Below are 19,885 nucleotides of genomic sequence, written 5' to 3' on the forward strand. Positions count from 1 at the left end.
AAAGGACTAGACCATGAACGACTCCCCACTCGACACCGCTCTCGCATACCACAACGCATGGACCTCGGCGGACTTCTCCACGGCCGCCGAACTCCTCTCCGACGACCTTGAGGTGGACGTGCCGCTGAACGTGTACGAGACGAAAGAGGACTTCGTCTCCGCTTTGACATCCTTCGGCGGAGCAGCGCGCGGTATCGGTTTGCTCGCGTCCCTCGAAGGTGTCGATCACGATGCCTGTTTGATCTACGACATGGATGTTGACGACCTCGGAACGCTACGCGTTGCCGAGCACCTAACGATCGAGAACGGCAGAATCAGTGCGCTACGACAGATCCATGACACCGCTGTTCTCCGACACGCCGGCTTCGGCCTTCCGCTGGGAGGTGAGAAGTGATGGACTCCGGAGACGCGGTTCGAAGCGTCGACATTTCGGCCTCTCCGTCTCGTGTCTATGCTGCGCTCACGACCGAGTCCGGCCTCACCGGCTGGTGGACAACCGTCGCCGAGGTCGGGACGCGAGTCGGCGAGACGATCACCTTCCGATGGTCAGAGCGCGACTACACGGCGATGCGGATCGACGTACTCAAGTCCGATAGCAGAGTTGAATGGACCTGTGTCGCGCAGCACGACACTAACCTTCCTGACCCAGCCGAGTGGGTCGGCACGAGGGTGATCTTTGATCTCACTCCATCGCTGAAAGGCACCAAACTCGTCGTGCGTCACGTCGGGCTGCTCACTCTCGATTGCGGCGACATGTGCAGCCTGGGGTGGATGCAGTTCCTGACAACCAGTATCAAGCCGCTCGCGGAGATCGGCGTGGGCCAGCCGTGGGTCGCCGATGGGTAGGTATCAGTGACCTCGGGAGTGACCGACACCAGCCAAGGCCACCCTGAACCACCGCACGAGCTCGAATGGTTCCGCTACTAGTTCGAGCGCAACACTTAAACCGACCCACACCAGAACCTCCGACCCATACACACCGCACTGGGTTGGCGCAAAGATGAGTAGGTCTGCTGCCGGAGCTGGCAAAGTCAATGCCTGTTCCATCGGATTTGGCATCGGCAAAGTGAATGGCTTCGCTTCAATTACAGAAAGCTGCAAACACATCACTGTGGATATGTTGATTCGCAGTGGCGGATCGGGCTTTCCTTTTCGAGCACAATTCTTGGTCTCATGAAGGATGCTAACGCTGGAGGCCCTGACCTCTAAAGGCTGGTAGGCGCCGAGTTCGGTCCTGTCACGTATTACGGCAGCCCGACCAGAGGCGTCAAGTTCGGTAATACGACGGTCACAGCCGGACTCACTGCAGGTGATCGGGGATGGTGACGTCGCCCGGGCTCAGAAGGGATGCGCCTAATGTCATCGTCGCGCTATCAGTGCGATAGGTCGTCCTTGACGAAGAGTGGAGAGTCCGTCGGGTCATGTACCGGGGAGTGTGGGTGCAGAGCGTCTCCTCCCCTTCTATCGGCTGACGCCTGTGCTTTCGGATCCAGTGAGGAGATCGGCTCCAGTCCCTGGCTCGCTCACATCCGCTGGTTGCGGGCCGACTCGTAGATGCAGACGCTGGCGGCGGTCGCGAGGTTGAGGCTCTCGGCCTTGCCGTAGATGGGAACTGCCGCCGAGTCGTCGCACAGCTCGAGGTCGGAGCTCCGCATCCCCCACGCCTCGTTGCCGAACACCCAGGCGGTGCGGGCGCTGAGGTCCAAGCCCGAGTCCCACGGGTGGTGGAGGTCGTGCGCATTGTCGTTCGCGTCGGCGGCGAGGACCTGAAGGCCGCGGGCACGGGCGAGTTCGGTCACCTCGGCGAGGCCGACCCCGGTGACCACGGGAATATGGAACAGGGATCCGGCGGTGGAGCGGACGGTCTTGTCGTTGTAGACGTCGACGCTCGACGAGGTGAGCACCACGGCGTCGGCGCCGGCGGCGTCGGCGAGGCGGATGATCGTGCCGGCGTTGCCCGGGTCGCGGACCTGGGACAAGACGACGATCAGTTGAGCCTCGGGGGTGATCACGGAGGTGATCTCGACGTCGAGCTGGGCGCAGACGGCGACGACGCCCTGGGAGTTCACTGTCGTCGACAGTTCGGTCAGGACCTCCTCGGTGACGAGGTTCCACCGGATCCGCAGCTCCTTGACCGTGTCGACGAACTCGGAATGGCGCTCGGCGGCCTCCTCGGTGATGAAGAGCTCGACGACGGCGCCGTTCGCTCCAACCCAGTCGAGCACGGCCGTCCGAGATTCGAGGCCGAGTTCGACCTGCCGGTCCAGGGCCTCACGCACCGCCTGCGGACCTTCGACGAGGAACTGCCCCATCTGCTTGCGGTGATTGCGGCGCAGCAGTTTGACTGCGGCTTTGATCCGCTTCGACTGCGGCGAAGTGATGACGTCTGGAGTTTTCATGGCCCACGTTCTGTTCAGGATGTGTCGTGCTCGGAATCGAAAGTTCGGCGACTGTCTCTGGCTGGCGTCAGACACAGCGAACGGTCCCGAACCTCAACTGGCTCGGGACCGTTCGTGGTGGCCGGCACTCGCTAAGCGGTGCAGCGGCGCAGAGCCCGATGCGGGCTCAAGACTTTCAGGCTGCTTCGGTCTTGGCTGCGTTCACGTCAGCAGGAAGAGCGTCCTTGGCGACCTTGACGAGGTGCGCGAAAGTAGGAGCGTCGTTCACTGCGAGCTCGGCGAGCATGCGACGGTCGACCTCGATGCCAGCGACCTTGAGGCCCTGGATGAAGCGGTTGTACGTCATGCCGTTGGCGCGAGCTCCGGCGTTGATGCGCTGGATCCACAGGCGGCGGAAGTCACCCTTACGGGCGCGACGGTCGCGGTAGCTGTAGACGAGCGAGTGGATGACCTGTTCTTTGGCCTTGCGGTACAGGCGCGAACGCTGTCCCCGGTAGCCGCTTGCCCGGTCAAGGATGACCCGGCGCTTCTTGTGAGCGTTGACCGCCCTTTTCACACGTGCCACGTGTTACTCCTTCGAAAATAGTTCCACCGGCTCTGCCGGTGTCTGGATCAAGCTGGGGAGGGAGCCACGTCAATGACTGGCTCCAGGATGGAGACCCGAGAGGGTCTCACCTGCCCTTGAGCTTGCCCAGCAGCTTGCGGGCCACCTTGCGGTCTCCGCCGGTGATGACCTGATCCGCACCGACGCGGCGCTTCTGAGCCGAGGTCTTGTGCTCGAACTTGTGCTGGTTATTCACGCCTTCACGCATGATTTTCCCACTGCCAGTCACGCGCATGCGCTTCTTGGCGCTGCTGTTCGTCTTCTGCTTCGGCATCGTGCCGTTCTCCTTTATAACTTGCTGGTCACGCGTCGGTTTGAGCGTTCTTCTCCGCTGCAAGCCGATCGCGTCGGGACTTCACTTCGGTGGTACGGCCCTTGGCTTCATTCGCTGCCTTGCTGCGGGCCTCCGCCTTGGCGTCAGATTTTGATTTATGGGGGGCGATGACCATCACCATGTTGCGGCCATCGACCCTGGGTGAGGACTCAACGGTGCCCAGATCGGACACATCTTCGGCCAACCGGTTCAACAGCTTGATGCCCATCTCCGGTCGAGACTGCTCGCGGCCACGGAACATGATCATGACTTTGACCTTGTCCCCGGCTGCCAGGAAGCGGGTGACGTGACCCTTCTTCGTCTCGTAGTCGTGCTCATCGATCTTGAGACGGAAGCGGATCTCCTTCAGTGCGGTGTTCGCCTGATTCTTCCGAGCTTCCCGAGCCTTCTGAGCGGATTCGTACTTGAATTTCCCGTAGTCCATGAGCTTGGCCACGGGAGGTTTTGCCTGCGGGGCGACCTCAACCAAGTCAAGGTCTGCTTCACGGGCGAGATCGAGTGCCTTGCGAATGGCAACGATACCGACCTGTTCACCGTTGGGTCCGACCAACCGGACCTCGGGAACCCGAATCCGGTCATTGATGCGCGTCTCGCTGATGTGTTCACTCCTTCTTCGCTCAAATGTGTCGCGACAATGAAAAAGGCTCCCATTGACACGAATGCCAAGGGAGCCTGCACACACAACCACTGAGGGTTCAAGTGAATACACCTCGACCCGCGACTTCCTTCTCGAGTTCACACTCAGAGCTGCCAGTCAGCAGATCATTGGACCCGATCGCTTCTCACGATCCAGGTGGGAGACAGACTCCGCTTCGCACCACAATCCAGTGTACTACGGTTCGCGGACCCACGCACATCGAGGTCAGGACGGGTGAGATCTGTGTCGCATTTCGCTGAACAGACGTTCGGCCTCCGCCTTCTGCTCTGCGACGGTAGTCACCGTCGCAGGGTCGACGGGTGCGAAGGTGTCGACGAGACCACCGACGCCCTGCTCGGTCAGTCGGTAAGCGCGTAGGCCCCCGCCCTGATCGCGCGCCATCCCGCTGGGCCAGACCTCGGCCTGTCCCCCGGCCACGCCGAGGTGCCACCCCTTCGGTTCGAGCAGCTCACGGACCTGGCACAGCGCTTCGAAGGCGTCATCGGCTACTTGCTCTATGTCGTCGAACTCGGTCGACTCAACACGCACTGTCCATCTCCTGTCGGTGTACCACCAGGAGACGGTGGCCTTGTGCACGACTCCGGCCTGAAGCACCTCGATCGTCTGTTCCTGTCGTTCCGGCATTCGGGTCCCTTCCGTCGACCGCTTCAAGTGACGCATATCCCGGCGGGCACCTGCCTTTCGGACCTCGATGATATGTCAAGCTTGGAGCATGAATTCACATGAGTCCGCACCTGCCGGAGCATCTTCCGATTCCGGCGCAGCCGATCCCTCCGCTGTCGCCGATGTCACCCGCGACATCGCCGAGGTTCCCGCCGTCGAAGTCATCACCTCCACTGCCGTTCACTTGATGTCCGCCGCAGCCGTCAAGTGCGGCCTGGCCGAGGACACCCCCGAAGCCTCGGCCGCCGATTACCTGGACCTCGATGAGGCCCGCAAGCTCATCACCGCGCTGGCCGGCCTGGTCACCGGAGCGGCTACCGTCATCGGCGACCATCACGCTCGCCCGTTGCGTGACGGGCTGCGCAGTCTGCAGCTGGCGTTCCGTGAAGCTTCGACGATTCAGGATGCTCCGGGTCAGGGTCCGGGCGAGAAGTTCACGGGTCCGGTTCGCTGATTCGGGCGAAGCGGAAGAGTCCTTGCCGCAGGACCTACTGCGTCTCAGTTTCGGTTCAAGCCGTGAGTGCGCGTACCTAGGGCGTTCTTGAAGTGACTTTCCGCCTCGTCAATGAGTCTTGTCGGAGTCGACGGGTCAAAGACACGCAGCAGTGAGAACCGAAAAGTCGATGGGTCCAGGTTGCGCAGTTCGACGTTTCCACCATGGCCGTTCACGGCGTACGCGCTCCAGCGCTGCCGAATGCTCTCTTCACCGTCCGCCTTGCCGACATACTGACGCCCGTCACGCATATCAGTGATCAGGTAGACGCCTAGGACCGAGGACAGTGCCGTACGCCAGGCGGCATACCTGTGCTCCCTCATTACGGCCTGTAGTTCAACGTGTTCTAGGACCAGACGATCGAATCCGGGGAAAGGCACCGGCTGCGCGTCGGCTATCTCCATCACCGGGTATCCGACAGCAGTCGTTCCGTTGAGTCGCCAAGTCCGCGGCGACCTCCAGCCAATGACAAGACGGTTTCTGAGATCCGCCATCAGTTCGGAAACGACCAAGTCGAATGTTCGGAGCGCTCCGTCGTTCACAATCTCGCCGCGGTTCTCCAGGACCGACCAGAACCGCGCCCGATCGCCTCCTTCACGAAGGAATACGACCCATGTGCGAGGAGGTTCGATCGGGAAGGTGCGCGGTCGGGCGGACTGCCGTTGCGTGTATTTCATGATCTCTGCGTCGGTGGAGTCGGCGTGAATCCCTTGCAGCCCGTTATCGTCGTCCTTGACGAAAGCGTGCCGGATCACCAGTGCGTTTTCCGGTCGGATACCCGCGCTCCCCAATATTGGCTCGAGAGTCAGCGTCACATTCGTCCCTTTCTTCAGCATCTATTTGCACGTCATCCATGTCGAGGGTATTGCCCTGTCCTCAGTGCGCGCCCTGACTTTCGAATGCGGACAGCAACGCTGGCGATCGAGACAGCCCGCGAAATCATCCTCCGTCATTTCCCTGCGCGGAACCGCCCCGTCAGCAACGACGACCTCACCCCAAGAAGATGTCATTCCCCGGCCCGAGGGGCAGGTCGAACAGGTACCAGACCCCGAGCAGAGCGGCCCAGGCCAGCCAGAACGGGATGACGAACGGGAACATACGGGAGATCACCGTTCCCAGCCCCGCATCCGGCTCGTAGCGGCGGACCAGCCCGAGCAGCACGATCATGTACGGGTTGAGCGGCGTGATGACCTGCGTGGCCGAGTCGCCCACACGGAAGGCGGCTTGGGTGAAGGCCGGCTCATAGCCGAGCAGTGCGAAGAGCGGCACGAAGACGGCACCCATGAGCGTCCACATCGACGAACCGGAGATGATGAAGAGGTTGAGCACGCTCGCCAACAGCATGAAGCCGATGATCGCCGGGAACCCGGTGAGGTTGATCGCCTCGAGACCGGTGGCTCCGGTCACGGCGATCCATGAGCCGATTCCCGTCCAGTTGAACAGGGCGATGAACTGGCCGAGGATGAACGCGAGGATGAGGAACGACATCATGTCGACGATCGAATCCCCCATCATCCGCACCACGTCGTTCATCGACTTGATCGAGCGCACTTTGATGCCGTAGACAATGCCCATCGTGATGAAGTAGGCGAACACGATGAAGACGATCGAGGACAGCAGCGGCGACTTCGGCAGGAAGCCCCCGTCTTCGTTGCGCCAGGGCGAATTCGGGATGAGCACCGCGAACAGGAGGAGCGCGGTGAGCACCAGTGCCGACAGCAGGGCTAAGATCAGCCCCTTCTTCTCCTCCGGCTCAAGCTCGGCCTTCATCGGGGCGGGTGAGGCGTTTCCGGCATCGGTCCCCTCCGGGGCGTTGTGCTCACGAGGCGCATCCGCTGCCCGGTATTCCGGGGCCAGTCCCCCGCCGGACACATCGACGGGATCGCGCGAGATGCCTTTGCGCACCATGTTCGGCTCGATGAGCTTGTCGATGATGAACCCGGCGATGATCGCCAGAACGACCGAGGCGACGATGTTGAAGAAATAGTTCGATACCGGGTTCACCGCTGCATAGTCGGTTCCCGGCAAGGTTCCCATCACCGAGGTCGTGATGCCCGCGAACAGCGCGTCGAGGCTCGTCGGCACCACTGAGGTCGAATAGCCGGCGCCGGTCGCGGCGAAACCTCCGATGAGACCGGCCATCGGGTGACGACCGGCGGCCTTGAACACGAGGGCGGCCAGGGGCGGGATGATGATGAACGCGGAGTCGGCCATGATCGATCCGACGACCCCGACGAATCCCACTGCGTACGGCAGCAGCCAGCGCGGGCTCGAGCCGAAGGCGACCCGGACGGCGGCGGCCAGCATGCCCGACTTCTCCGCCACTCCGACGGCGAGCAGGATCGGCAGCACCGTGGCCAGAGGCGGGAAGCCGATGTAGTTCTCACCCATCGTGGTGGTCAGCCACGACAGTCCCTCACCGGTGAAGAGGCCTTTGATCGTGACCGACTCGTCGGCGCCGGGGATATTCACGGAGACGCCGGCCATGGCCATCGCGGTCGAAATCAGACCGGTGATGATGAACAGGCCGAGGAAGAGCGTGAACGGTTCGGGAAGCTTGTTCCCCACCCGTTCGATCGCGTCGAGGATCCTCTGCCCCCGGCTGATCCGTCCCTGCGTCGTCGTTGACATCGTCTCTCCTCGATACCTCGTTGTGTCGACATGGTGGTGGCGTGGCTACGGCAGTGCTCGTGCGCCTTCAGCGCAGGCGGATTCTCAGTTGAAGTAGTTGGGCACGTCGATGGCACCTCCGGCGCGCTGGAAATCGGCGACCACCTCGGCGGCGAGATCATCGTCAACGAGGAAGTCCAGCGCCGTGCACGCAAGACCATAGGCGCCGTCCCGCGCCGCGACCTCGGCGTCATCGGAGACGGCGGCGGCCGCGAACTCGCGGGTGTGGAGCGCGACCTCGGAATCCGCTGTCTTCAGCAGCGGATGGATTCCGGGGATGCGGTAAGACACGTTCCCGAAGTCGGTGGACGCGGCGATCGACTCGTCGAGCACTCCCGCCGGCACCGGATGCCTCCCGCGCTCTTCCTCGTGGAGAGCCCAGCGCCTGGTCAGCGCATCATTGCCGCGCACCGGCAGGGACGGCGCGTGCTCGTCCCAGCGGATGTCGACGCCCGTCCCGGTCATCAGCGCCGCCCCCTTCGCGACGTCCTCGACCCGGGCGGAGAGCTCCTTGAGCGTCTCCGGGTACTTTGAGCGCACATAGCACTTGACCTGCGCGAGCTCGGTGATGATCGACGGCCGCGTCCCGCCTTCGGAGACGACGGCATGCAGGCGGGAGATGGGCGGCATCTGCTGCCTCAGCAGCCCCAACCCTTGGTAGAAGAGATTGGCCGCATCGAGTGCATTCTTACCCATGAATGGCTGCGCCGAGGCGTGAGCGGGCACCCCTTTGAACGTGACGTCGAGCAGACGGCGACCGAGCCACACCTGGTCTGCGCAGTCGTAGCCGTAGCCGTGGACCATGATGGCAGCGTCAATCCCGTCGAAGGCTCCTTCGCGAGCCATGAGCTCCTTGCCGGAGTGTCCTTCTTCGGCCGGGGTGCCCAGGAGGACGACGGTTCCGGGCACCGCGTCGGGGTCCGAGGCGTGCAGCGCGGCGAGGGACAGGAACGCGCCGACCGCGCACGTGGCGATGAGATTGTGTCCGCAGCCGTGGCCGATTCCCGGCAGGGCATCGTACTCGGCGAGGATGGCGATCGTGCGTCCCTTGCCCGAACCGGTCGTCGCCCAGACTGCCGTGTCGAGGCCGTACACGCCCTGCTCGACGGCGGTTCCATGGGAGGCGACGAGGTCGGCGATCGCTGCGGCCGACCGGTGTTCGTCGAATGCGGTCTCGGCGAGCCCGTGGATGGTGCGGAGCAGGCCGACGAGGTCGTCGGAGACTTCGTCGATGCCCTCAGCAAGCCGTCGGGTCGAGGAATCGGGTGCACCGGCGAACTCGGATTCCCATCCTGCTGCTGTGGCGGCTCGGGCTTCTGTCTCGCGTTCGATGTGATCGAGATAGCTGTCGTCAGGAGCAACTGGCTGGCTGAGATCTCGCAATTCGCTCATGCATTCAGGCTAACGGCACCCGCCGCCCAGGTCACGAGCGACGCGGTCAGGTCCCGCTGATCGGAACTGACCGGCGATCAGGGCGCCGCACCGAAGCGGGTGCCGGACCACTCTGCGACTAGATCACTCCCTGAGCTGGAGCCGGATCGCGAGGGAGTCGATCTTCTGCACGAGCTCTTCATCTCCAACGACCGCTTGTTGGAAACGCTGCACCTCGGCGGCGGGGACCTTGTCTTCGACCACGAGAGTGATGCCGAGCTCCGGTCCCCCAAGGTGGACGTTGGCACTGCCCGGGCTGACCGAAACCGAGGCCAGCCACGGGAACGACTGCCCGAGCTCCGCGAGTCTCCGGCCCACCTCGGCGTCGGCCCAGGACGGGGTCCACTCCTTCCCCTGGACGAAGGCGAACATCGCCGGGCGTCGCAGGAGGAAGGGGTGCGGGGCCCCGGGGTCGAGGACGACGAGCTGCGAGTTGGCCTCGATCGCGCCGAGGATGAGCCGCTCGGCTTCGACGGGCACCGGGCGGGCCGCCTCGTGCCACTGCGTCAGCGGAGGGATCGAGCTGAAGCCGGGGGTGCATTCGCGACCGTCCTCGGCCTGCAGGCGGACCATCCCCAGCTCTGAGGAGTTGTCGACCATGTGCCCGTGCTCGCCGACTTCGTGATCGAGCGCGATCGGGACGATGGGAGCGTAGAGGCGCACCCCGGGCAGCGTCGCGATGACCTGCCGGTGACGGTCCGCCTCAAGCGGAGACGCGTGCACCTGGGCCAGAGCTGCCAGCAGCTGTTCGTCCCCGAGCCCGGTGTCACCGGAGAACGGGTTCGGCTTGAGCTCGCGCCCGGCCCAGGGCTGACCGGCGGAATCGGTGGACATCCTCAGCGTCCGGCGACGTCGAGGGCTTCTTCGAGGGTGAACTTGCCGGCGTAGAGAGCTTTGCCGACGATCGCGGAGTCGACGCCGAGCGGCACGAGTTCGCGCAGGTTCTTCAGGTCCTCGAGGCTCGAGACTCCGCCCGAGGCGACGATCGGCTTGTCCGTCTTCTCAGCGAGATCGCGCAGGAGTTCGAGGTTGGGTCCCTGCAGGGTGCCGTCCTTGCGGACGTCGGTGACGACGTAGCGGGCGCAGCCGGCGGCTTCGAGGGTGGCGAGGACGTCGTAGAGGTCTCCCCCGTCCTCGGTCCAGCCACGCGCGGCCAAGGTGGTGCCGCGGACGTCGAGGCCGATGGCGACCTGGTCGCCGAAGCGCGAGATCATCTCCGCCGTCCATTCCGGGTTCTCGAGCGCCGCAGTGCCGATGTTGACCCGCTCCGCGCCGGTGTCGAGCGCGCGTTCGAGGCTTTCGGTGTCCCGGATGCCGCCGGAGAGTTCGACCTTGATCCCGACTGCCTTGACGACCTGGTTGAGCAGCTCCGAGTTGGAACCGCGTCCGAATGCCGCATCGAGATCGACGAGGTGGATCCACTCGGCGCCGCGGGATTCGAAGTCGTGGGCGGCGTCGATGGGAGAGCCATAGTCGGTTTCGGTGCCGGCCTCGCCCTGGACGAGGCGGACGGCCTTGCCGTCGGCGACATCGACTGCGGGCAGCAGAACGAGTCGGTTCGAGTTCGGGGTGTCAGTCATGGTGACCTTTCTGCGGTGAGGGTCTCGTTGGACGGCGGCGGATTCAGGTGTGCAGGCGGCGGGCTCAGGTGCTCGAGCTGCGGGCTCAGGTGCGCACGCGACGGGCTCAGCTGTCGGCGCTGTTGGCTCTCAGCCAATTGCGCAGCAGTCCTGCGCCGGCGTCGGCCGACTTCTCCGGGTGGAACTGGGCCGCCCAGGTGGTGCCGTCCTCGACGGCGGCGATGAAGTCGCTGCCGTGTGTGGCGGTGGTGACCAGGGTGTTCGGCGGTGCCTCGGTGGCGGCGTAGGAGTGGACGAAGTAGAACATCTCGTTCTCCACGCCTGCGAACATCTTCGTCTGTGCCGGGGCGGCGATGTGAGACCAGCCCATGTGCGGCACCACCGGCGCCTTGAGTGCGGTCACGGCTCCGGGCCACAGCCCGATTCCTGTCGTGTGCACCCCGTGCTCCTCGCCTGCGGCGAAGAAGACCTGGAGTCCGACGCAGATGCCTAGCAGGGGGCGCTGCTGCTCGTGCCAGCTGCGGATGAGGTCGACGGCTCCGACTTTCTCGAGTCCGGCCATCACCGCTGAGTACGCGCCGACGCCGGGGACGAGGAGTCCGTCGGCGGAGTCGATGACGTCGTGGTCGGCGGTCAGGGTCACCTCGGCGCCTGCTGCCTCCGCAGCACGGACGGCGGACCGGATGTTGCCGGCGCCGTAGTCGAGAACGGCGATCTTCTTCATTGCGCGGCTCCCTTCGTCAGGACGTGGCGGATGCGCCAGAGCGAGAAGCCGAGGACGATGATGCCGAATACGGCGACGACCCAGGCCACTGTATTGCCGCCGAGTCCGACGGTGATGCCGAACGCGGTGACGACTCCGGCCAGCAGGGCGACGACGATCCACAGCAGTGCGGTTCTCGCCACTGCGGCCCTGTCGGGTGACATCGTCTGCGCACTGGCCTGGAGTTTGGTCATCGATGAGGTCGGGATGTTGCCTTCGACGTCTTCGGGGCGGACAAGTTCGAGCAGCAGCTTCTCGAGCACATCGGGCAGGTTCTTCAGCGCCAGTCCGGCCGGCACGTCGGATTCGCGCACTCCGTTGCGGTAGTGACCGGCGTCGATCTGCTCCTCACTGCGCACGAGCAGCAGCACTTCGTGCTTGCCTGCGAGCTTCGAGATCGCAGCGGCCGCTTCGTTCCCGGCCTGCACGTCGGTGTCGGAGAGGACGATGCCGGAGAAGTCTCCGATCGGCACGATCGTTCCCTTGATGTTCGACAGCACACAGGCGGCCGCCAACTGGCTCGCGACTCCGAACGGAGTGACGACGACGGTGGTACTCACAGACCACCACTCAAGCCGCGCCAGCACTGGGATCGCGGCCCTACTCTGCAACTGGTCTGCACGTACTGAATTTTCATGCCTCAAGACTACCAACAGGCATCTGCGCCACAGCGATCAGGCCATCCGAACGCACTGTCACACTTTGTCCGATCGTTCTTATGGCCACCGCCGGCTCAGGGCTCAGCTGGACTGGCTCTCCAGTTCTTCCAGAGAGACCTGACCTGTGCGCACTGCCCAGAGAATTCGACGAGTACGGATGATTCGTGGCAGTGAAATGATCAGCAGCCCGCCGAGCATGTTGAAAACGATGACTATCGCGAACCATTGCAGGAAGTCCAGAATCGAGATCTCGGCGCCGGCCAGCATAGCGGTGAAGATGACGATCGCGTTGATGGCCCCGTGAAGCATTCCGAAGCCGATGACCAGCAGACCCGTGCTCATGCACACGATGGCGGAGACAACGTCGTTTTCTGTGCCCTGCTGCATACGGGTTGACAGGGTGATCGTGGCCCCAGCCAAGAGTGACAAAGCGATCATCACGAGGAGAGAGGGCTGGTCGATGTAACTGAGAGCCATGTCGACGAGAACCTGGTGGTAATCGGGCAAGCCCACCGCGATCAGCCACCCGAAAGCGAGACCTCCCAGCAGGTTGGTGATCAGAGTCACCGACCAGAGACGAAGAATCTGGATCACGGTGGCTTGGCCGGCGACGACGGCGTTGAGAGGCAGGAGGAATTCTTCGGTGAAGAGTTCCGAGTGGGCAAGCTTCAACGCGAGCAGGCCGATGCCGAAGGCCATGCCGGCGAGGATCTCAGATCCGGTTGCCTGCTTGACGAGAATCATCGCCAAGATTCCCAGACCCACGTCGACGCCTCCGAAGACGCCAGTGACGAGAAGTTCAGGCCATTTCCGATTCAGTCGATTGGCACCTTCGACGACGGTCGTGGCGGCCTCCGTGACAAGGGCGTCTTCGAGGTCGAAATCATTCTTGCCCAACCGTTTGCGCTGCTGCTTCTCAGTCATTGGCCGAGTATAGGGGACTCTATTCGAAGCACACAGTGGTGCTCACAGAACTCCCTTGGTGCTCGGCACGGTGCTGTTGCGAGCGTCGAACTCGATCGCTTCGCGCAGCGCTCGGGCGAAGGCCTTGAACTGTGCTTCGACGATGTGGTGCGGGTCCCGCCCGCGCAGCAGGTCGAGGTGAACGGTCAGCCCCGCATGGAATGCCAGGGACTCCAAGGCGTGGGAGGTCATCGAACCGGTGAAGTGGCCGCCGATGAGGTGGTACTGCTGCCCCTCCGGCTCGCCGACGTGGACGAAGTAGGGCCGACCGGAGACGTCGATGACGCAGCGGGCCAGGGATTCGTCCAGGGGCACCGCGGCGTGACCGTAACGGCGGATCCCCGCCTTGTCCCCCAGCGCCTCGCCCAGTGCCTGGCCGAGCACGATCGAGGTGTCCTCGACGGTGTGGTGGACGTCGATGTGCGTATCGCCTTCGGCCTTGATCTCCATGTCGATGAGCGAGTGCTTGGACAGGGCGGTGAGCATGTGGTCGAAGAAGGGCACGCTGGTCGAGATCTCCGACTGACCGGTTCCGTCGAGGTCGATGGAGACGGAGACCGAGGATTCGGAGGTCTCGCGAGAGCGCTGGGCCTGCCTCATGAGGAGCCTTTCGTTGGTGTGGGGCGATCGGACTCCATTGTCACCTGGATCCGATGCGGAAGTTCTCAGTGCTCACGCTTCGGTCAGCTGCTGATCCGCGCCGGGGTGCGAATCGGCGAGCACCTGTGGGTCTGCAGCGAGGATCTCATCAACGGCTGCCAGGAACGCGGTGGTCTCCTCGTCGGTGCCGGCGTTGACCCGCGCGTGGTGCGGGATGCCGATGTCGCGGATGAGGATCCCCCGGTCGAGCAGCTGCTGCCACAGTGCGGGTGGCGAGGCGACGTTGCCGAAGAGGACGAAGTTGGAGTCGCTCGGGTAGACCCGGAATCCGACGCGTGCCAGGTGCTCGGCGATGCGGTTGCGCGAGTCGATGAGACGGTCGACGTTGTCGAGCAGAAGATCGGCGTGTTCGAGCGCGGCGCAGGCCAGGGCTTGGGTGATCGACGACAGGTGGTAGGGCAGACGCACCAGGCGCAGTGTGTCGATGAGTTCGGGGGCGGCGATCGCGTAGCCGAGCCGCAGGCCCGCACAGGCGAAGGCCTTGCTCATCGTGCGGGACACGACGAGGCGCGGACGCCCCTCGAGCAGGGTCATCGCCGATGGCTTCGCGGGTCGGGAGAACTCGGCATAGGCCTCATCGACGATGACGATCCCCGAGCAGTTGTCATAGGCGGCTTCGATGACGTCGAGGCCGATCGAGGTTCCCGTTGGGTTGTTCGGGGTGCAGAGGAAGACGATGTCGGGATCGACCCGGGCCACCTCGGCGGCGACGAACTCGGCGGAGAGGTCGAACTCCTCGTCCCGCGCCGCTGCCTGCCAGGTCGCTCCGGTGCCGGTGGTGATCAGCGGGTGCATGGAGTAGGAGGGGGTGAAGCCGAGTGCGGTGCGTCCCGGTCCTCCGAACGCCTGGACGATGTGCGAGAGGACCTCATTCGAGCCGTTGCCCGCCCAGATCATGTCCGGGCTCAATGCGACCTGCGTACCGGCCCTGTCGTTGACGCCATTCAGATAATCGACGAGGTGGTCACGCAGATCGTCGAACTCACGGTCCGGGTAGCGGTTGAGCCCGGCGAAGTGGCTGTCGGCGGCCGCCCGCATCGAGTCCACGACGATCTCGGGGATCGGATAGGCGTTCTCATTGACATTCAGCTGCACTGGGACGTTGAGGTGCGGAGCGCCGTAGGGCTTGAGGCCCTCGAGGTCCGAACGCACGGGCAGAGATTCGATGTTTCCCACCCGATAAGTCTAGCGGCGCGGCACGTCCAGGGTCTGCCCCGGGTGCACCACGGGCGAGGACAGGTGGTTGATCTCGACGATGTCGGCGACGACATCACGAGGGTCGCGGTCGAGATCGAGACCGACTGCCACCTCCCACAGGGACTGTCCCTCTTCGACGATGACGGACTCGGCGTCGATGCCGACGGCTGCGGATCCGGAGACCGCCTCGGCGGTGGAGGACTGGGTGGCGACGAAGAACGCTCCGCCGACGATCACGAGGGCGAAGATGATGGTCCGGAGCAGGCGGAGTGCTCGACGGCCGCGGGCAGTGACGTGCAGTTCCGGGGCCAGCGCCGGCAGGATCTGTGCAGACATCGCTTTACCTCTTTCATTCGTACGATTCCACCAGCAATAGGTAGAACGTCTGTTCTATTCAACATGCCAATCGAACAAATGTCCAGTCCAACTCGAACATCTATGCGACAATGAGGAGGAACCAGCGTTGTTGATTGGTCTGAAGGAACCATCTCAGGCGGCACTGACACGAGACTTCGCAGCGGCGGGAATCCAGCGGTGACGCGGGGATTAGAACGAAGGGGAACGAGCAATGGTTCAGGGCAAGAGGGGCAGAGGCCGCCCGCGCAACGAAGACGTTGCCAGCGAGATCGCGGCAGCCCGCAACGAAGACGAAGACGTCGCCATTCCGGAAGGCTCGACCGGAGAGGGCGACTACCGGCTGACACCGCGCCAGCGCCTGGTGCTCGAGACCATCGAACGCGCCGTGGTCGCCAACGGGTATCCGCCGAGCATGCGGGAGATCGGGAAGGCAGCTGGTCTGGCCTCGCTCTCGAGCGTTGCGCACCAGCTGTCCCAACTCGAACGGCTCGGCTACGTCCGGCGCGACCCCAAGCGTCCCCGTGCCATCGAGGTCGTCAATCCCTTCGAAGAGGAAGAGGCCGAACGGGAGAAGTTCGAGCAGCTGTCGCACAACACCGTGCAGGTCCCCGTCGTCGGACGGATCGCCGCCGGCGGGCCGATCCTCGCCGAGCAGGAGATCGACGACATCTTCTCCCTGCCGACCCAGGTCGTCGGCTCCGGTGAGATGTTCCTGCTCAAGGTCGTCGGCGATTCGATGATCGAAGCGGCCATCTGCCACGACGACTGGGTGGTCGTGCGCAAGCAGCACACGGCCGACAACGGCCAGATCGTCGCCGCGCTCCTCGACGGCGAGGCGACGGTGAAGACGCTCAAGCGCAAGGCCGGCCAGCAGTGGCTGCTGCCGCAGAACAAGGACTACGAACCGATCGACGGAACCTACGCCCAGATCATGGGGCTGGTCGTCGCGGTCATCCGCCGTCTCTGAAGTCTGTCAGCTCGGCGCCTGCGAAAGTCGTTGGAGGCTCTTCTTCACCACGGCCGCGTTCGTCGTCGGCCACATGTCCGGCATCGAGTTGACGAGGTAGCCGCCGTAACGGGCGGAGCGCAGCCGGGAATCGAGGACCGCCACAACCCCTTTGTCCGAGGTCGAGCGGATCAGACGCCCGGCGCCCTGAGCCAGACGCAGCGCGGCATGCGTGGCGCTGACGGCCATGAATCCGTTGACGCCCCTGCTGTCTGCGTCCTTCGACCGGGCCTGCATGAGCGGGTCGTCTGGCCTGGGGAACGGCAGCCGGTCGATGATGACCAGCCGGTTCGTGCGCCCGGGGACGTCGACTCCCTGCCACAGTGACATCGTCCCGAACAGGCACGCGGTGTCGTCGGCGGCGAACTGCGAGACCAGGGACGGCAGACCATCATCGCCCTGGAGCAGGATCGGCAGGTTGAACTTCGCGCGCAGGTACTCGGCGGCGGCATTCGCGGCCGCCCGCGAGGAGAACAGTCCCAGCGCTCCCCCGTTCGAAGCCGTGACCAGCTCCTCGAGCTCGTTGAGGGCCATTTCGCTGAGCCCGCTCCGGCCCGGCTTCGGCAGGTGCGAGGCGACATAGAGGATGCCCTGCTTGCCATAGTCGAACGGCGAGCCGACGTCGAGAGAGTCCCACCTCGGCGCATCGGGTCCGAAGAGTCCCAGTGAGGCAGCGACCGCGTCGAAGTTCCCACCCAGGGACAGCGTCGCCGAGGTGGCGACCACGGTCGATTCCTCGAAGATCCCCGAACGCATGGTCCCGGCCACGCTCAGCGGTGCGACGACGAGGTTCGTCGTCTCCTTCTCCCGGAAGGTGCTGCGCGAGAGCCACACGACGTCGTTCTTCCCGGGGTCGCAGAAGCGCTCGGCGAGTTCGAAGATCTCCTGGCAGCGGGCCTTGGCCATCTGCCGGCCCGCATCCGCGTCCTCGCTCTTGCCGCCGATGTCGTTGATGATCTGCCGGGCCGAATCACGGACCTGGGCCAGGGCCAGCGCCAAAGACTCACTCATCGTATTGATGAGTCCCTCGCTCACGTGGCCCATCGCCCGCTCCAGAGCCGCGGCGGCGGAGTCGAGGAGGGCGACGACGCCATCCTGGACGGCGGTGTGCTTGCGCACGGAACTCGTCGCGGCCTGGAGCATGCTCGCATTCAGCTGTCCCGACAGGGCGCTGGTCACCCGGTCCTTGAGCTCGTGCGCCTCGTCGATGATGATGACGTCGTGTTCGGGCAGGACGGTGTTCTCCCCGAAGGCGTCGATGGCCAACAGCGCATGATTGGTCACGACGATGTCCGCCTCGGCGGCGGTGTTGCGCGCGATCTCGGCGAAGCACTCGGTGTACAGGGGGCAGTTCGAGCCCAGGCAGTCGAAGGCGTTGACCGAGACCTGAGCCCAGGCGCGGTCGCTGACGCCGGGCATGAGGTCGTCCCGGTCACCGGTGTCGGTGATCTTCTCCCAGCTGCGGATCCGCTGGATCTCCTCGCCCAACCCGCTGCGCTCGGAGGGGGTGCGACCGGCGGCGGCATCGGCGCCGAGGTCGAAGAGCATTCCCTCGCCCTCGTCCGGGTAGCCGCCGGCAAGCTTGTGCTTGCACACATAGTTGCGTCGGCCCTTGAGCAGGGCGGCGCGTGGCAGTGGGCTGAGGTCCTTCTTCACCGCTTTGAACAGGCGCGGCAGATCACGGTGGATGATCTGCGTCTGCAGCGCCAGGGTCGCCGTGGAGACGATGACCTTGCTGCCGGTGCGGCTGGCGAACTCGGCGGCGGGGACCAGGTACGCCAGGGACTTTCCCGTGCCGGTTCCCGCTTGGACGAGCAGATGGACGCCGTTGTCGAGCGCCGATCCGACCGCCTGGGCCATGTCCGACTGTCCCTGCCTGGGCGATCCGCCGATGGCCGCAACGGCAGACTCGAGCAGTTGTTCGACAGTGCTCACTCGCCGATGACCATGTCCGGACGTCGGAAGTCGTCGAGCTCTGCGGCCAGCTCCTGAGGCACCTTCGCATGCAGGGCGGTGCCGCCCGTGGTGTGCTCTTCGCGTTCGACGGAGCCCAGGGCATAGATCTTCGACACAAGGTCACCGCGCTCGTACGGGATGAGGACCGAGACCTCGACATTCGGCGAGGGCAGCTTCTCCTCGATGGTTTCGACGAGTTCGGGAATGCCCTCCCCCGTCGCAGCCGAGACGAACCGCGCGTGTGGGTACTCCGCGCGCAGCCCCGTCAACACCGTCTCCTCGGCGATGTCGGCCTTGTTGAAGACGATGAGCTCGGCGATGTCACGCGTCTCGACGTCCTTGAGCACATCACGCACCGCACTGATCTGCCCGTGCGGATCCGGGTGCGAGGCGTCGACGACGTGGAGGAGCAGATCGGAGTCGGCGGCCTCCTCGAGGGTCGACCGGAAGGCCTCGACCAGCTGGTGCGGGAGGTTGCGGACGAAACCGACGGTGTCGGTGAACGTGAACGTGATCCCCTCGGAGGTCTGCGACTGCCTGACCGTGGGATCAAGGGTGGCGAACAGTGCGTTCTGCACCATCACCTCGGCGTCGGTGAGCCGGTTGAGCAGCGAGGATTTCCCGGCGTTCGTGTATCCGACGATCGCGACCGAGGGGATGTGATTGCGGGTGCGATTCTTCCGCTTCGTCTCCCTGGCCGGGGCCATCGCCGCGATCTCCTTGCGCAGCTTCGACATCCGGGCCCGGATCCGGCGCCGGTCGAGTTCGATCTTCGTCTCACCGGGACCGCGCGAGCCGATCCCGGCACCGCCGGCGACACGTCCACCGGCCTGGCGGGACAGGGACTCACCCCAACCGCGCAGCCTGGGCAGGAGGTATTCGAGCTGGGCGAGTTCGACCTGGGCCTTGCCCTCGCGGGACTTCGCATGCTGGGCGAAGATGTCGAGGATCAGGGCGACGCGGTCGACGACCTTGACCTTGATGACGTCCTCGAGCCCGCGCCGTTGGCTGGGGGCGAGTTCGGAGTCGACGATGACGGTGTCGGCGCCGACAGAGGCGACGATCTCGGCGAGCTCAGCGGCTTTGCCTCGGCCCAGGTACGTGCCCGGGTCCGGCTTCTCGCGGCGCTGGATGACGGCGTCGAGGACCATCGAGCCTGCGGTCTCGGCGAGAGCCGCCAGTTCCCGGATCGAGTTCTCGGCTTCAGCCAGGGTGGTGTTCCAGAGGCCTGCCAGCACGACCCGCTCGAGGCGGATCTGTCGGTATTCGACCTCGGTGATGTCCTCGAGTTCGGTCGAGAGGCCGGCGACTCGTTTGAGCGCGGCGCGTTCGGCGAGGTCGAACTGCGAATCCTCGTCGACGTCCGATTCGTGGTTGCCGAGCGCCTGAGCGCCTCGCGAGAGCACACGGTCAAGCATTGCGTCCCGGCGCTCTTTGTCAGTGGGCGTCATTCATTCCTTTGTTCTCTGTGGCGGCGGGCGGTCTGCGCCCG

22 protein-coding genes are annotated in these 19,885 nt (G+C 64.4%); 4 read left to right on the top strand and 18 right to left on the bottom strand.

The genetic code is table 11. The annotated features are described in order from the left end of the window. Nucleotides 1–13: 13 nt before the first annotated feature. Nucleotides 14–394 carry a nuclear transport factor 2 family protein gene (locus RIT73_RS04555; protein WP_309130868.1) on the top strand — a complete coding sequence of 127 codons (381 nt, stop codon included), beginning with the start codon at nt 14–16 and terminating at the stop codon, nt 392–394. Further along, nucleotides 394–846 carry an SRPBCC domain-containing protein gene (locus RIT73_RS04560; RefSeq protein WP_309130869.1) on the top strand — a complete coding sequence of 151 codons (453 nt, stop codon included), beginning with the start codon at nt 394–396 and terminating at the stop codon, nt 844–846. The genes RIT73_RS04555 and RIT73_RS04560 overlap by 1 nt, the downstream gene beginning before the upstream one ends. Before the next feature lie 677 nt (nt 847–1,523). Here the strand turns inward: RIT73_RS04560 and RIT73_RS04565 are convergent. The 5 genes from RIT73_RS04565 to RIT73_RS04585 form a co-directional block, all read right to left on the bottom strand. Beyond that, a complete protein-coding gene (locus tag RIT73_RS04565) occupies nt 1,524–2,399 on the bottom strand; it encodes an RNA methyltransferase (RefSeq protein WP_309130870.1) in 876 nt (291 codons plus the stop codon). A gap of 175 nt (nt 2,400–2,574) precedes the next feature. Continuing rightward, nucleotides 2,575–2,964, bottom strand: coding sequence for a 50S ribosomal protein L20 (gene rplT / locus RIT73_RS04570; RefSeq protein WP_309130871.1), 390 nt, complete (start codon nt 2,962–2,964; stop codon nt 2,575–2,577). A 106-nt stretch (nt 2,965–3,070) separates the two neighbouring features. Then, nucleotides 3,071–3,277 (bottom strand): 50S ribosomal protein L35, encoded by a 207-nt coding sequence (gene rpmI, locus RIT73_RS04575; protein ID WP_309130872.1) that lies wholly within the window; start codon nt 3,275–3,277, stop codon nt 3,071–3,073. A 28-nt stretch (nt 3,278–3,305) separates the two neighbouring features. Beyond that, nucleotides 3,306–3,935, bottom strand: coding sequence for a translation initiation factor IF-3 (infC, locus tag RIT73_RS04580; protein WP_309131035.1), 630 nt, complete (start codon nt 3,933–3,935; stop codon nt 3,306–3,308). A gap of 264 nt (nt 3,936–4,199) precedes the next feature. Next, nucleotides 4,200–4,619, bottom strand: a complete 420-nt coding sequence (locus RIT73_RS04585; protein ID WP_309130873.1) for a hypothetical protein — start codon at nt 4,617–4,619, stop codon at nt 4,200–4,202. A gap of 88 nt (nt 4,620–4,707) precedes the next feature. Between RIT73_RS04585 and RIT73_RS04590 the strand changes: the two genes are divergently transcribed. Continuing rightward, nucleotides 4,708–5,112 (top strand): DUF1844 domain-containing protein, encoded by a 405-nt coding sequence (locus RIT73_RS04590; protein WP_309130874.1) that lies wholly within the window; start codon nt 4,708–4,710, stop codon nt 5,110–5,112. 44 nt (nt 5,113–5,156) lie between these two features. Here RIT73_RS04590 and RIT73_RS04595 read toward each other — a convergent pair whose 3' ends face one another. From RIT73_RS04595 to RIT73_RS04645, 11 genes are all read right to left on the bottom strand, one after another. After that, complete coding sequence (locus RIT73_RS04595; RefSeq protein WP_309130875.1) at nt 5,157–5,987, bottom strand: GIY-YIG nuclease family protein; 831 nt, start codon at nt 5,985–5,987, stop codon at nt 5,157–5,159. Between the two features lie 154 nt (nt 5,988–6,141). Then, the gene (locus tag RIT73_RS04600) at nt 6,142–7,782 is read right to left on the bottom strand and encodes an AbgT family transporter (protein WP_309130876.1); all 1,641 of its coding nucleotides are present in this window, start codon (nt 7,780–7,782) and stop codon (nt 6,142–6,144) included. 84 nt (nt 7,783–7,866) lie between these two features. Further along, on the bottom strand, nt 7,867–9,213 hold the full coding sequence (locus tag RIT73_RS04605) for a M20 family metallopeptidase (RefSeq protein ID WP_309130877.1): 1,347 nt from the start codon (nt 9,211–9,213) through the stop codon (nt 7,867–7,869). Between the two features lie 123 nt (nt 9,214–9,336). Next, nucleotides 9,337–10,086, bottom strand: a complete 750-nt coding sequence (locus RIT73_RS04610; RefSeq protein WP_309130878.1) for an SseB family protein — start codon at nt 10,084–10,086, stop codon at nt 9,337–9,339. Between the two features lie 2 nt (nt 10,087–10,088). Beyond that, complete coding sequence (priA, locus tag RIT73_RS04615; protein WP_309130879.1) at nt 10,089–10,832, bottom strand: bifunctional 1-(5-phosphoribosyl)-5-((5-phosphoribosylamino)methylideneamino)imidazole-4-carboxamide isomerase/phosphoribosylanthranilate isomerase PriA; 744 nt, start codon at nt 10,830–10,832, stop codon at nt 10,089–10,091. A 106-nt stretch (nt 10,833–10,938) separates the two neighbouring features. Continuing rightward, nucleotides 10,939–11,556: an imidazole glycerol phosphate synthase subunit HisH gene (gene hisH, locus RIT73_RS04620; RefSeq protein ID WP_309130880.1), complete on the bottom strand. Its 618-nt coding sequence runs from the start codon at nt 11,554–11,556 to the stop codon at nt 10,939–10,941. Continuing rightward, nucleotides 11,553–12,155, bottom strand: coding sequence for a hypothetical protein (locus tag RIT73_RS04625; protein WP_309130881.1), 603 nt, complete (start codon nt 12,153–12,155; stop codon nt 11,553–11,555). Before RIT73_RS04625 ends, hisH begins: the two co-directional genes overlap by 4 nt. Nucleotides 12,156–12,335: 180 nt before the next feature. Continuing rightward, nucleotides 12,336–13,178: a formate/nitrite transporter family protein gene (locus tag RIT73_RS04630; protein ID WP_309130882.1), complete on the bottom strand. Its 843-nt coding sequence runs from the start codon at nt 13,176–13,178 to the stop codon at nt 12,336–12,338. 42 nt (nt 13,179–13,220) lie between these two features. After that, nucleotides 13,221–13,817, bottom strand: a complete 597-nt coding sequence (hisB, locus tag RIT73_RS04635; protein ID WP_309130883.1) for an imidazoleglycerol-phosphate dehydratase HisB — start codon at nt 13,815–13,817, stop codon at nt 13,221–13,223. Between the two features lie 72 nt (nt 13,818–13,889). Further along, nucleotides 13,890–15,053 carry a histidinol-phosphate transaminase gene (locus RIT73_RS04640; RefSeq protein WP_309130884.1) on the bottom strand — a complete coding sequence of 388 codons (1,164 nt, stop codon included), beginning with the start codon at nt 15,051–15,053 and terminating at the stop codon, nt 13,890–13,892. Nucleotides 15,054–15,062: 9 nt separating this feature from the next. Then, on the bottom strand, nt 15,063–15,410 hold the full coding sequence (locus RIT73_RS04645) for a LysM peptidoglycan-binding domain-containing protein (protein ID WP_309130885.1): 348 nt from the start codon (nt 15,408–15,410) through the stop codon (nt 15,063–15,065). A 232-nt stretch (nt 15,411–15,642) separates the two neighbouring features. Here RIT73_RS04645 and lexA point away from each other — a divergent pair, with 232 nt between their 5' ends. Next, nucleotides 15,643–16,398, top strand: coding sequence for a transcriptional repressor LexA (gene lexA, locus RIT73_RS04650; protein WP_309130886.1), 756 nt, complete (start codon nt 15,643–15,645; stop codon nt 16,396–16,398). Nucleotides 16,399–16,404: 6 nt separating this feature from the next. Here lexA and RIT73_RS04655 read toward each other — a convergent pair whose 3' ends face one another. Beyond that, nucleotides 16,405–18,372, bottom strand: coding sequence for an ATP-dependent DNA helicase (locus RIT73_RS04655; RefSeq protein WP_309130887.1), 1,968 nt, complete (start codon nt 18,370–18,372; stop codon nt 16,405–16,407). Then, on the bottom strand, nt 18,369–19,844 hold the full coding sequence (gene hflX, locus RIT73_RS04660) for a GTPase HflX (RefSeq protein WP_309130888.1): 1,476 nt from the start codon (nt 19,842–19,844) through the stop codon (nt 18,369–18,371). The genes RIT73_RS04655 and hflX overlap by 4 nt, the downstream gene beginning before the upstream one ends. Between the last annotated feature and the right edge of the window lie 41 nt (nt 19,845–19,885).

Source organism: Brevibacterium sp. (genome assembly GCF_031179145.1).
Taxonomy (GTDB): Bacteria; Actinomycetota; Actinomycetes; order Actinomycetales; family Brevibacteriaceae; genus Brevibacterium.

Coding starts and splice junctions, on each gene's coding strand:
- RIT73_RS04600 (WP_309130876.1), bottom strand. CDS start 7,782: ATGTCAACGACGACGCAGGGACGGATCAGCCGGGGGCAGAGGATCCTC.
- RIT73_RS04645 (WP_309130885.1), bottom strand. CDS start 15,410: ATGTCTGCACAGATCCTGCCGGCGCTGGCCCCGGAACTGCACGTCACT.
- RIT73_RS04590 (WP_309130874.1), top strand. CDS start 4,708: ATGAATTCACATGAGTCCGCACCTGCCGGAGCATCTTCCGATTCCGGC.
- RIT73_RS04630 (WP_309130882.1), bottom strand. CDS start 13,178: ATGACTGAGAAGCAGCAGCGCAAACGGTTGGGCAAGAATGATTTCGAC.
- rpmI (WP_309130872.1), bottom strand. CDS start 3,277: ATGCCGAAGCAGAAGACGAACAGCAGCGCCAAGAAGCGCATGCGCGTG.
- RIT73_RS04555 (WP_309130868.1), top strand. CDS start 14: ATGAACGACTCCCCACTCGACACCGCTCTCGCATACCACAACGCATGG.
- RIT73_RS04565 (WP_309130870.1), bottom strand. CDS start 2,399: ATGAAAACTCCAGACGTCATCACTTCGCCGCAGTCGAAGCGGATCAAA.
- RIT73_RS04560 (WP_309130869.1), top strand. CDS start 394: ATGGACTCCGGAGACGCGGTTCGAAGCGTCGACATTTCGGCCTCTCCG.
- RIT73_RS04585 (WP_309130873.1), bottom strand. CDS start 4,619: ATGCCGGAACGACAGGAACAGACGATCGAGGTGCTTCAGGCCGGAGTC.
- RIT73_RS04595 (WP_309130875.1), bottom strand. CDS start 5,987: ATGCTGAAGAAAGGGACGAATGTGACGCTGACTCTCGAGCCAATATTG.
- priA (WP_309130879.1), bottom strand. CDS start 10,832: ATGACTGACACCCCGAACTCGAACCGACTCGTTCTGCTGCCCGCAGTC.
- hisH (WP_309130880.1), bottom strand. CDS start 11,556: ATGAAGAAGATCGCCGTTCTCGACTACGGCGCCGGCAACATCCGGTCC.
- hflX (WP_309130888.1), bottom strand. CDS start 19,844: ATGACGCCCACTGACAAAGAGCGCCGGGACGCAATGCTTGACCGTGTG.
- RIT73_RS04610 (WP_309130878.1), bottom strand. CDS start 10,086: ATGTCCACCGATTCCGCCGGTCAGCCCTGGGCCGGGCGCGAGCTCAAG.
- RIT73_RS04605 (WP_309130877.1), bottom strand. CDS start 9,213: ATGAGCGAATTGCGAGATCTCAGCCAGCCAGTTGCTCCTGACGACAGC.
- hisB (WP_309130883.1), bottom strand. CDS start 13,817: ATGAGGCAGGCCCAGCGCTCTCGCGAGACCTCCGAATCCTCGGTCTCC.
- lexA (WP_309130886.1), top strand. CDS start 15,643: ATGGTTCAGGGCAAGAGGGGCAGAGGCCGCCCGCGCAACGAAGACGTT.